This is a genomic window from bacterium (genome assembly GCA_029210545.1).
Classification (GTDB): Bacteria; BMS3Abin14; BMS3Abin14; order BMS3Abin14; family BMS3Abin14; genus JARGFV01.
Window position 1 is genome coordinate 1 of the sequence record JARGFV010000084.1, and the last position, 11,441, is coordinate 11,441.

At 56.8% G+C, this 11,441-nt stretch carries 9 protein-coding genes; all 9 read right to left on the minus strand.

Going from position 1 to position 11,441, the window contains the following annotated elements; all coding sequences use genetic code 11:
- Positions 1 to 212 precede the first annotated feature (212 nt).
- The 9 genes from uvrB to P1S46_09220 all read right to left on the minus strand — a co-directional run bounded on the left by uvrB (position 213) and on the right by P1S46_09220 (position 11,259).
- Positions 213 to 2,276, minus strand: coding sequence for an excinuclease ABC subunit UvrB (gene uvrB / locus P1S46_09180; GenBank protein ID MDF1536658.1), 2,064 nt, complete (start codon positions 2,274 to 2,276; stop codon positions 213 to 215).
- Positions 2,277 to 2,496: 220 nt separating this feature from the next.
- Positions 2,497 to 3,897: a hypothetical protein gene (locus P1S46_09185; GenBank protein ID MDF1536659.1), complete on the minus strand. Its 1,401-nt coding sequence runs from the start codon at positions 3,895 to 3,897 to the stop codon at positions 2,497 to 2,499.
- A gap of 197 nt (positions 3,898 to 4,094) precedes the next feature.
- Positions 4,095 to 4,883, minus strand: coding sequence for an ABC transporter ATP-binding protein (locus P1S46_09190; protein MDF1536660.1), 789 nt, complete (start codon positions 4,881 to 4,883; stop codon positions 4,095 to 4,097).
- Positions 4,884 to 4,901: 18 nt separating this feature from the next.
- Entirely contained in the window at positions 4,902 to 6,083 is a 1,182-nt protein-coding gene (livM, locus tag P1S46_09195) for a high-affinity branched-chain amino acid ABC transporter permease LivM (GenBank protein MDF1536661.1), read from the minus strand.
- A 20-nt stretch (positions 6,084 to 6,103) separates the two neighbouring features.
- Positions 6,104 to 7,006 (minus strand): branched-chain amino acid ABC transporter permease LivH, encoded by a 903-nt coding sequence (locus tag P1S46_09200; GenBank protein MDF1536662.1) that lies wholly within the window; start codon positions 7,004 to 7,006, stop codon positions 6,104 to 6,106.
- A 103-nt stretch (positions 7,007 to 7,109) separates the two neighbouring features.
- Entirely contained in the window at positions 7,110 to 8,240 is a 1,131-nt protein-coding gene (locus P1S46_09205) for a branched-chain amino acid ABC transporter substrate-binding protein (protein MDF1536663.1), read from the minus strand.
- A gap of 435 nt (positions 8,241 to 8,675) precedes the next feature.
- Positions 8,676 to 9,383 carry an ABC transporter ATP-binding protein gene (locus tag P1S46_09210; GenBank protein MDF1536664.1) on the minus strand — a complete coding sequence of 236 codons (708 nt, stop codon included), beginning with the start codon at positions 9,381 to 9,383 and terminating at the stop codon, positions 8,676 to 8,678.
- Positions 9,384 to 9,644: 261 nt separating this feature from the next.
- Positions 9,645 to 10,376 carry a tRNA pseudouridine(38-40) synthase TruA gene (truA, locus tag P1S46_09215; GenBank protein MDF1536665.1) on the minus strand — a complete coding sequence of 244 codons (732 nt, stop codon included), beginning with the start codon at positions 10,374 to 10,376 and terminating at the stop codon, positions 9,645 to 9,647.
- Positions 10,377 to 10,449: 73 nt separating this feature from the next.
- Complete coding sequence (locus P1S46_09220) at positions 10,450 to 11,259, minus strand: energy-coupling factor transporter transmembrane component T (protein ID MDF1536666.1); 810 nt, start codon at positions 11,257 to 11,259, stop codon at positions 10,450 to 10,452.
- Positions 11,260 to 11,441 lie beyond the last annotated feature (182 nt).

Sequence of the window (11,441 nt, forward strand, 5' to 3'; positions counted from 1 at the left end):
GCGCCTCTCCCAGGCGCGGCTGCTTTCATCGGTCATCGATCCGGGCGCCCTTCCCAGGCGCGGCTTGTCATTGATTTGGGCGCCCCGCGCGGGGCGCATTGATGGCTTTTTGCGAAGTCATCACATTTAAAACTTCAAATTTCAGGGTCAATCCAAGAGGTCATGTATCCCCCGGCAAAGGCGGGGGGTTTCCCTAAGTACTAAAAAAATGGCTACAACGGATTCATTCGACGCCCCGTCTTTTTATTCTTGCCCTTCTTCTTTGGACTTTGAACCTTGGACTTTGGCCTCGCCACTCCCCCTATACCCACCATCATCTGTCTTTCACGAAGCTCATGGATCCTGTCCCTGATCTGGGCCGCCCGTTCGAACTCGAGCTGACCGGCAGCTTCCATCATCTCGGTCCCGAGTCTGGCGACGGTCGATTCCAGGTCAGATGGTTCGACTCCCTGATTCTCGTCAAGGCTCACATAATCAGCCTCTTCGACGGAGGACAGGATGTCGTGGATCCGGCTTTTCACACTTTCCGGCGTCAATCCGTGCTTTTCGTTGTATTCTTGTTGAATTTTACGCCGCCTGCCGGTTTCCGCGACAGCGTTCCTGATCGACCTGGTCATCACGTCGGCGTACAGGATGGCGCGGCCCTCAAGGTTCCTTGCCGTCCGGCCCATGGTCTGTATGAGAGATGTCTCCGATCGCAGAAACCCCTCCCTGTCGGCGTCCATCACGGCCACAAGGGCCACCTCCGGAAGGTCAAGCCCCTCTCTCAGCAGGTTGATACCCACCAGAACATCGAAAACGCCCAGCCTGAGGTCCCGGATGATCTGTACCCTCTCCAGTGTGGCGATATCGGAGTGGAGGTATCGTACCCGGACCTTGAGTTCCCCCAGATAGTCGGTCAGGTCCTCGGCCATCCGCTTGGTCAGGGTTGTGACCATGACGCGGTGGCCTTTTTCGACGACATCACGGATCTCAGCCACAAGATCGTCCACCTGGTGGGTAGCCGGCCTCACCGTGACTTCCGGGTCGATGAGCCCTGTGGGCCGGATCACCTGTTCGATCACTTCCCCCCCGGTCCGCGTCAGTTCGTAGGGGCCTGGAGTCGCGGAGGCGTAAACCCTCTGAAAAGCCATTTTTTCGAACTCCTGGAAGGTCAAGGGCCTGTTGTCAAAGGCTGAGGGGAGCCGGAATCCGAAATCGACGAGATTTTCCTTTCGCGAACGATCGCCGTTGTACATGGCCCTGATCTGGGGGATCGTCTGGTGGCTTTCATCGATGATGATCAGGGCGTCCTCCGGAAGGTAGTCGAGGAGTGTCGGCGGCGGTTCGCCCGGCGCCCGCCCGGTCAGGTGTCTCGAATAGTTCTCGATACCTTTACAGTAACCGACGACCTGCATCATCTCCATGTCGAAAGCGGTGCGCTCCGCGATACGCTGGGCCTCGATTAGACGGCCGCTGTTTTTAAACCAGGCAACCCGTTCTTCGAGCTCCGATTCGATCCCTTCGAGAGCCTGTTTCATGATCTGTGCTGTGACCACGTAATGGCTGGCGGGAAAAACGGAAACCTCCCGCACGTCTCCCGTGGAACGCATGGTCAGGGGATCGAGAACCGTGATCCGTTCGATCCGGTCATCTAACATCTCAAACCTTAGAGCTGTTTCCTCATAGGCGGGAAAGAGGTCGACAACCTCCCCACGGACCCGGAATGTGCCCCGTGAAAAGTCGATATCGTTCCTCTCGTATCTCATGTCCACCAGGCGCGCAAGGATCTCCCTGCGCCCGATCTTCTGCCCGGCTTTAAAGGTCACAAGCATGTCACGGTAGATGTCCGGAGATCCCAGGCCGAATATGCAGGACACTGAAGCGACCACCACGGTGTCCCTGCGGGTGAGAAGTGACCGGGTGGCCGAGTGTCTCAGGCGGTCGATGACCTCGTTGATGGAGCTGTCCTTTTCGATATAGGTGTCGGATTGGGGGATGTACGCTTCCGGCTGATAGTAGTCGTAGTAGGAAACAAAATATTCAACCGCGTTATCGGGGAAGAAACTCCTGAACTCCTGGTACAGCTGCGCGGCCAGTGTCTTGTTGTGGGCGATGACAATGGTAGGACGATCGGTCCTGGCGATCACGTTGGCCAGGCTGAACGTTTTTCCTGAACCCGTGACCCCAAGCAGGACCTGGTCGGATACCCCCGCCTCAACCCCCCTGGTGAGGGCCTCAATGGCTTCAGGCTGGTCGCCGCGAGGCGTGTACTGGGAAGTCAGATTGAAGGGCATTTAAGTTCCGTGAACCGTGAAAGGTGAAACGTGGGATCGCCACGTCGCTCTCATCGCACTCGATGCTTCCCGCAATGACTCTGTTGAACATCGTTTATTGCTCCGCCACGCCTTACGTTTCATGCTTGACGTCTGATGTCACGGTTTTTAACAAAAACATCAGACATCAAACCCGCTCTTTCCCCTCCGGACTCTGGCCGCTGCACTCTGGACTCCGTCGTTATTCTCCCTGGAGAATTACTACGGTCCCGTCGTCCAGGCCGAACATGATGTCCAAGTTGCCGTCGCCATCGTAGTCGCCGGGACAAAAGTTGGTGGAGATACGACCACTGGCGTTGAAGATCTCCCTGGCCTTGAGCCGGCTGCCTTCAAGGGTAATGATCCTGACGCTCTTCATTCCCGGACCGGGCACGAGCAGGTCGATCCGGCCGTCCCTGTTGAAATCGCCGACGAGTGATGTCTCCATGAGCCTGGAGCCTGTCTGTTGTGATCTCACGGCTCCCCTCAGCGTCAGCCTCGTCTGGGCAAGGTCCACGCGGTAAAGCTCCAGATCGCCGTCGCCTTCCTCGGGAAGTACCGCGGCGGCGAGGGAAACCCTGTCGCTGTCACCGAAAATTGCGCCGCCGAGGGGGTGGATCCACATCCCGTCCCCGATAACCGGCCCCTTTCTCCTTTGCCGGAGCCTTCCCGTGTCGAAGGTGTAGCTCCTGACCCCCGTCCTGCCGTCCTTACCGGAAACGGTGAACATGAGTTGGGGTCTTTCATCCTCAGGGTCGGTCACAGCCACGGGCAATATCATCTCGAAGAGTTCCCCCTCGTCCAGCAGGTATTGGTCCTCGAGTTTCACGGACCGGCCATCCCAGCTGAAAACGGCAAAACCTTTCGCTTCAAGATCGTCTCCCAGACGACCTGGAGCTTTTTCATCCGTGGGGCTTGTAAATGCGGCCATCTCGAGGCCCGGTTTTCCGTCAAGGTCAAGGGCGATTATCCTCGTGTCTGGAAGCAGTTCAGTGGAACTTTCCGAGCGGGTAAGGGTGGGTCCGCGAACGACGGTGAGCTTGCCTTTGTCGTTTACCGCCGCGATATCATAACTTCCGTCGCCGTCAAGATCGGCTCCTGTCGGGTACGTCAGGGGTGAAAACCCGCCGGCCAGCCTTCTCGTTCGGCCCGTTTGGTAATCGATGGTGACGAGATCTCCCCGGTCATCGACGCCTGCAAGCCCGCCGTTGCTGTCACTGCCGAGGTCTGGAAGAACGATGGGAGGAGATGCCGGGGCCAGCTTCCTTACAGAGGAGATCGTTCTCAGGCGGTCGTTTTCCAGGGACAGGATACGCAAGGTGCCATCGTTGAATAAAATCCCCGGTTCGCTTTTTCCGTTTCCGTCAAAATCCTTCGAGACGATCCAGGCAGGGATGTCCGGGAACTTCTCCCGTCGCGCCTTCCCGCCTGAAAGGTCCACGGTTCCGGAAACGGTGAGGGTTCCTGTACTGTTTCCCTGGACGCTCGGCCAGGAGATCGTTCCCTCCCCCTCCATTGTCGGCTCGAGGGCCGATGCGTCCGTGTTGCACAGCACAACCGCTGATAAAAAACAGACTGCTATAGTCGCGAACCATTTCATCATTCAGCCTCCCGGCAAGGTGTTGGAGCAAGTTCGGGATCCCATGACACCTACTACGGGTACAGGGTTAATGATAGTACCAGTGCGGCCGGTAATTCAAGGGGAGACGGCAGGCCCGAAATCCGCGATTGTTTTGCGTCAGCAGGCAGCTGATCGTCGGGATGCCAAAGTTGATGGACTCGCAAAAAGTCCATCAAAGTTTAACCGGCGTAGGAGGAACCCAGGTAGGCTTCGATAACCTTCTTGTCCGTGCGGATCTCCTGGGGTCTGCCCTCGGCGATCTTAACCCCGTGGTCCAGGACAATGATCCGGTCGGAAATACGCATGATAAGTTTCATGTCATGTTCGATCAGGAGGATGGAAACACCGCTCCTGCGGATCGTCTCGATGAGTTCCATGAGACGCTCGGTCTCCTGGGGGTTCATACCCGCAGCCGGTTCGTCAAGGAGCAGAAGGAACGGATCGGTGGCGAGGGCCCGGGCGATCTCGAGACGCCGCTGTGCCCCGTAGGGAAGGTTCTTGGCGTGTTCGTTGACAAAATTACCCAGCCCGACGTTGTGGAGAAGGGTGTAGCTGTCAGATACGATCCCTTTTTCTTCAGCCCTGGTCCTGGGGCCCCTGAAAATGGCGCCCAGGACACCGGCCTTTGTCCTGCAGTGACGTCCCACCATGACGTTTTCGAGGGCGGTCATATTCTGGAACAGGCGGATGTTCTGGAAAGTCCGCGCCATCCCCTTCGAGGTGATCTTATTCGGCTTGAGACCGTTGATCCTGTCAGCTTTTTTCCCGGGGGGGATAAGGTTTATGTCACCGCCCACAGGTGGATAGATCCCGGTAATACAGTTGAAAAAGGTGGTTTTTCCGGCCCCGTTGGGCCCTATGAGCCCGACGATCTCACCCTGCCTGACGGAAAGGTCCACCTGGTCCACAGCCTTGAGACCCCCGAAGGTCATGGTCAGCGCTTTTATGTCGATCACTTTTTCGGACATATCAAATCATGCTCCCTATCAGGGGCTTTCGTGGTACTCGTAGCTGCGGCGGACGTTGGAAATGATCCCCTGGGGACGGAAGACCATCATAAGCACCATGGAGGCTCCGAAGATGAGCATCCTGTACTGTGAAAAAGCCCGTAGCTCTTCAGGGAGCAGTATGAAAATGAAAGCCCCGAGAATAACGCCTAGGATGGAGCCCATCCCTCCCAGGACGACGATGGAGAGTATGATCGCCGATTCCAGGAATGTGAAGCTCATGGGGTTAATGAACTGGGTCTTGGCGGCGAAGATAACGCCCATCATCCCTGCCCACGTCGCACCAAGGGCGAACGCTGCCAGCTTGGTTTTCATCTTGTCTATACCCATGGCCTGGCACGCGACCTCATCCTCTCTCAGGGCTAGCCATGAGCGTCCCAGCCGGGAATCCTGCAGCCTGTTGACGACGAAAATGGTGAAAATGGCAAGGGCGATCATGAGGTAATACATGAACAGGGTCGACTGAGTGCGTGTCATCTCGATGCCGATGATGCCGGGGCGGTCGATATTGGCGATACCGCTGGGGCCAAAGGAGAATGCGTTCCAGTTCTCCATAATGAGACGAAGGATCTCACCGAACCCGAGGGTAACGATGGCCAGGTAATCTCCACGCAGCCTCAGGACCGGGATCCCCAGGAGGATACCTGCGACAGCTCCAAGTAAAGCACCAAGGGGCAAGGCCAGCCAGAAGTTCAACCCGTAGTGGTGGTTTAACAGGGCGTATGAATAGGCTCCCACGAGGTAAAAAGCCACGTACCCCAGATCCAGAAGACCGGCAAGTCCAACGACGATGTTAAGGCCCAGACCCAGGACCACGTAGATCATGGCAGTGATGAGAATATTCACCCGGTAATCGGAAACGAAGAACGGCAGCGCTGAAGTCAGGACAAGGACTGTAGCGGCAAAAGGCAGATAATACCGCTTCTCTGACATCAGTTTCTGGTTCCAGGTGACCTTCACACTGGCAACTTTTGTCTCCTTGCGAAGCATCAGGAATCGCCAGAGGTAGGAAAGGATGAACGCACCGAATCCCACCGTGAGGAGGTTCATCCATCGCCACTGCACGACCTTCTCGATTGTGTTCACGCGAATCACCATTATCGGGAAAGTGAGGAGCATAAACCAGAACGCGATAAAGGCGGATTGCTTGAGATCCTGAATGGCAGTTGACCGGTTCATCATTAAACCTTCTGTGCCCTGGATTTGCCCAGGATCCCCTCAGGCCTGAAAATGAGGATGAGGACAAGCAGGAGGAAGGCGAAAACATCTTCATAGTCGCTCGATATATATCCCGTGACAAAACTCTCCGTCCAGCCGAGAACAAGGGAGCCAAGGACCGCGCCTGGAACCGATCCGATCCCTCCCAGTACCGCCGCTGTGAACGCCTTGATCCCGGCGATAAACCCTATGTAAAAGTTGATCTGTCCAATGTGTGAGGCGATGAGAACACCACCGACGGCTGCAAGACACGAACCGATGACAAAGGTGGTGGAGATCACCCGGTTGATGTTGATCCCGGCCAGCATGGCCATTTTCCTGTCCTGTGCGGTGGCCCGCATGGCTTTTCCCATCCTGGTGAACTTGATGAGACATGTGAGAAGGACCATGACCGTGGCCGTGACAGAGACGATGACCAGTTCGGAGGAGCTGAAGATGGGCTCGTAAGGCGCCATGAACCCGAACTTGGGGATCAGGGAAGGAAAGGGCAGAAAATCTGAAGTCTGCGCCAGGAGGACGTAGTTCTGCAGAAAGATGGACATCCCGATAGCGCTGATGAGGGGGCTCAGGCGAGACGCCTGACGCAGAGGCTTGTATGCGATCTTCTCGACGGTAAAGCCGTAGGCCCCGGCGTAGATGACAGCCACCACCATGGAAAGCGCCAGGACCGCGAGGCCTTTGAACCCGGCCATGGTGAGCAGGCTCGCCACGATGAGGGCAGTGAAAGCCCCGATCATGTAGATCTCACCGTGGGCGAAATTGATGAGCTCGATGATCCCGTAGACCATCGTGTAACCAAGGGCGATGAGAGCGTAAATAGAGCCCCGTGTAAGTCCGCCGAGAAACAGTTCGAAGAAGTAATCCATAAGGGTCCAATGATAGTACCGGCTCAGGTACCGGTTTGAACAGGCAAAAAACAGGGGAGAGGTACCGTTCCCTCTCCCCTGTCTACCGGATCAGGACTTCGATCTACTTCTGCTCAACATATTCGCCGTTAACGACCTTGTACATGGAGAAGCCGACACCGATGGCATCGCCCTTCGCGTCGAAGGAGATGGAGCCCACGGGAGTATCCACGTACTCGCTGCGCAGGACCTTCTCGACGGCCGTATACTCTGTGGAGCCGGCCTTCTGGATGGCGTTTAGCAGGGCCAGTGTCGCGGCGTAACCCTCCTTGAAGAAAGCGCCGGGATCCTCACCGTACTGGGCCTTGTGGGCCTCGACCGCGCTCTTGTACATGGGCAGGTCGGAAACGTCCATGGGGCCGGAAGCGTAAACGCCCTCTGCGAACTCGCCGGCCACCTTGATGAAGGTCACGTCCTTGACCCCGTCGTCAGACACGAAGAAGGTGTTCATCTGTTTCTTCCTCATCTGTGTGACGATCTTGGAGGCCTCGGGGTGGTACCCGCCGTAGATGACGGCCTCGGCGCCTGATTTCGCGATCTTCTGAACGATGGCGCTGTAGTCAACGGCGCCGGGGGTAATTCCCTCGAACAGGACGGCTTCCGCGCCCTCCATCTCGTCCAGGTACTTCTTGGCGAACTCGGCGTAGCCCTTCCCGTAGTCACCTTTGTCGTGAATGACGGCGACCTTTTTGGCGCCCAGCTTGTTAACGGTGAATTTCACGCCGAGCATGGCCTGCATGTCATCGGAGGCGATGGTTCGGAAGAAGTTCGGGTAGTCACCGCTCTGGGTCAGGTCCGGGTTGGTGGCCGAGGGGGACATGACGATGATCCTGGCGTCGTTGTAGATGCCGAGAGCCGCCTTTGTGGCCCCTGAGCAGATGTGGCCCAGGACGACGACGGCACCATCGGACACCAGCTTGGTTGCCGTGTTGGTGGCAACTTCAGGCTTGCAGACGTCGTCCTCGACGAGAAGCTCCACTGGCCTTCCAAGGATGCCGCCCGTGGCGTTGATCTCCTTGACCGCCAGTTCGGCCGCGCGAACGGTCGGTATGCCGTAAGAAGCCAGGTCACCGCTGTGCGGACCCGCAACACCCAGTTTGACGGGCTCTTTAGCCGCTTCCTTTTTCGCGCACCCGGTGATCATGAGGGCCATGGTCATCATGGCAACGACAGTGATACAGAAAAACCTTCTCATCAAAACACCTCCTTGAATAATTGATGGCTTCGCAAGAAGTCCATCACCGCACCCCGCGCGGGGTGCCCAAATCAATGACCCGCATCATAAGTCATTGATTTGTAAGGAAAGGGAAAACGACGCTTTTCCCTTTCCGTGGAGCGAAAAGTCCCGGATTGGACTTTTTGCGACTCTATCAATAATGGAACCCCCAGTTTGCGGGCTGGCAGATCTCCCCTGCTGAAGGAAACCAGAATGAGTATTCGTCTGAATCAGCTACTTTGCAGATGAGCCTATTAACTATCCTGTACTTTTGGTGCAGTCAATATAAACCGTACACCCGAAATCCGCGATTGGTTTGGGCCGGCCTCCGGTCGGGGCATCGGAGAGGCCGTTTTTTCGGTCCGGGTCCGAAGAACGTGTCCGGGCAGTGTGTTGCGGTTTCCCGACAGGCTCCTAGATTCCCAGATACGCGTTCTTCACATCTTCGTTAACCGCCAGGTTCGAGGCGGAATCCACCAGGGTGATCATCCCCGTTTCCATGACGTACCCCCGGTGGGCGACTTGAAGGGCCATATTGGCGTTCTGTTCAACGAGGAAGATGGTGGTGCCGTTTTCCTGGTTGATCTTGGCGATGATGTCGAAGATCCGCTCCACGATGATGGGCGCAAGGCCCAGGGACGGTTCGTCAAGGAGGAGCAGGCTGGGACGGGCCATGAGGGCCCTGGAGATGGCCAGCATCTGTTGCTCTCCGCCGCTAAGGGTTCCACCTGCCTGGTGGCGTCTTTCGGCGAGGATGGGAAAGAGCCCCATCACGTAATCGAGATCCTCCTTGATGCCGTCCTTGTCCTTCCTCAGGAAAGCCCCGATGTCCAGGTTTTCCATGACGGTAAGACCCGGAAAGATATGACGGCCTTCGGGCACCTGGCAGACGCCCAGGGCAACGATCTCGTCCGGCTGCTTGCGATGGATCGGTTCATCCTTGAAAAGGATCTCACCCTCGGAGATCGGGACGACTCCCGAAATGGACATGAGGGTGGTGGTCTTTCCGGCGCCGTTGGCACCGATGAGGGTGATGATCTCCCCCTCCTCAACGGCCAGGGAAACCCCCTTGAGGGCCTGGATGCTTCCGTAGTAGGTGTGAATGTTGTTGATTCGGAGCATGCGGGTTGGTTTTCCTTTCATCCCCTGGATTGCGAATTTGCTCCAGTTGAGATTTGGAGTGTAGATGAGTAGCCTGGTAGGGTCAAGCTGCCAACCAGCTGCCAACCAGCGGCTCATTACCAATCCCAGATTTCAAATCTCATATTTCAGGATAGTATTCAAAGCTTCGCATGGGAGGAGGGTTGGTGATTTTGCTTTTTCGTTAGGTCGCTCAGTCGCCAGGTCTGTGAAAGTTCTTCTCCTGGATTCTAATTTCTGTTCTTAATAATATACCTCCATCAGGGTCAGCCCCTGGGGCGGCGCTTTTGGGGGTGCGTTGTCCCGGGACAGATTTTCCAGAACGGTTTTGACCTTGTCAGGCGCCATCCGGCCAAGGCCCACCTGCACCAGTGTACCAGTGATGTTTCGAACCATGTGTTTGAGAAAACCGTTGGCTTCGAACATTAGCGAGATGCGGTCACCATCCTTTTCGATATCCAGTCTTCTGAGGTTCCGGACGGTGGTGGTCTCGTCTCCGGCGGATTTGAAGGACGTGAAATCGTGTTCCCCGCGCAGGAACGAGGCACCCGAGTTCATCTTCACCAGGTCCAGCGGGGACCGGATATGCCACACCCGGAACCTGTCGAGGGCTGTGGGTGTCGGGCTGTTGAGGATGGCGTACCGGTACAGTTTACCCCTGGCGCTGCGCTGGGCGTGGAAGGTGGGCGGGACATCCCCGCAGTCCAGGATCCTGATGTCTCTCGACAGAGAGCTGTTGAGCCCCATGGCGATGTTGACGGCCGGGATCTCCTTGGGAACCTCCGCGTGGGCAACCTGTCCGATGGCGTGGACGCCGGCATCTGTCCGTCCGGAACCGATGAGCTTCACAGGCGCTTCCATCATCCTGGCAAGGGCTTCCTGTACCTCACCCTGAACAGTCCGCATTCCCGGCTGGACCTGCCATCCCGAAAAACCGGTTCCGTCGTACTCGAGGAGGAGCCTGATCCTCCTCACCTTTGAATCCCCCATGAAAAGTGATGATCGGGATTCAAAGATATATTTAATATTCGATCCAAACTCAAACCTGTCACCCACGTGTCAGCAGCAGGACTCCGGCTGCCCAGAGCACAATAATTACCGTGGCCGCAAAGTCTCTGCCCCTCCAGGAAAGGGGATACATCGCGGTCCTTTCCATCCCCGGCCGGTATCCCCTGGCTTCCAGGGCCAGGGCGAGTTCATCGGCCCGACGGAAAAGTCCGATGAATACGGGGAGAATAACCGACATCAGGACCCTGGACCTGGCCCTCAACCCTCCCCTCCCCGGATCGGCGCCCCGGGACCGCTGGGCTTTCCAGACCCGTTCCGTTTCGCCTGTCAGGACGGGGATGAACCGGATGGCTATCATCATCATGAGGGAGAAATCCTGGACAGGGAACTTGACCCGCTTCAGTGGTGTAAGCATGGCTTCGAGTCCGCGTGTGATGGACAGGGGCGTCGTCGTGTAGGTCAGGAGGGAGGAAAGGGCGATCACGGTGATGAGCCGCCACGAGATGAGAAGACCCCGTGTGATCCCCTCACTCGTAATGGATATCGTCACTGGAGCCGTGATCTCGAGAACCGGCGTGCCGGGGGTGAAGAAGAGGTGGAGAACCGCTGTGAACAGGAACAGGATCGCGAAGACCCTGAGCCCCCTGAGGAAAACCGGGACGGGCACACCGGAAAGCACGATGGCAGCCGCGATGGCGGCACTGTGCAATCCGACGCCGCCAGGGGAATCGATGAGAAAGGTGGCCATCATCAGGCCGGCCAGGGCAACGATCTTGAACCTCGGGTCCAGGCTGTGTATGGGCGATCGGGCCGGGTAGTAGTTGCCGAGGGCGATGTTGGAAAAGGACATGGGTCAGTCCAAGGTCCAAAGTCCAAAGCCCAAAGAAAGATCCTGATTTTTCATCTAAGGTCCTTTCTCTGGGCTCTGATACGATCTGTAAGTTCTTGTCATCAACCTTGATAGGGTCGCAAAAAGTCCAATCCGGGACTTTTCGCTCCACGGAAAGGGAAAAGCGTCGTTTTCCCTTTCCT

Excerpts from the sequence above, each read along its gene's own strand:
- P1S46_09200 (MDF1536662.1), bottom strand. The coding sequence starts at position 7,006 with ATGGATTACTTCTTCGAACTGTTTCTCGGCGGACTTACACGGGGCTCT.
- P1S46_09190 (MDF1536660.1), bottom strand. The coding sequence starts at position 4,883 with ATGTCCGAAAAAGTGATCGACATAAAAGCGCTGACCATGACCTTCGGG.
- uvrB (MDF1536658.1), bottom strand. The coding sequence starts at position 2,276 with ATGCCCTTCAATCTGACTTCCCAGTACACGCCTCGCGGCGACCAGCCT.
- P1S46_09220 (MDF1536666.1), bottom strand. The coding sequence starts at position 11,259 with ATGTCCTTTTCCAACATCGCCCTCGGCAACTACTACCCGGCCCGATCG.
- P1S46_09205 (MDF1536663.1), bottom strand. The coding sequence starts at position 8,240 with ATGAGAAGGTTTTTCTGTATCACTGTCGTTGCCATGATGACCATGGCC.
- P1S46_09185 (MDF1536659.1), bottom strand. The coding sequence starts at position 3,897 with ATGATGAAATGGTTCGCGACTATAGCAGTCTGTTTTTTATCAGCGGTT.
- P1S46_09210 (MDF1536664.1), bottom strand. The coding sequence starts at position 9,383 with ATGCTCCGAATCAACAACATTCACACCTACTACGGAAGCATCCAGGCC.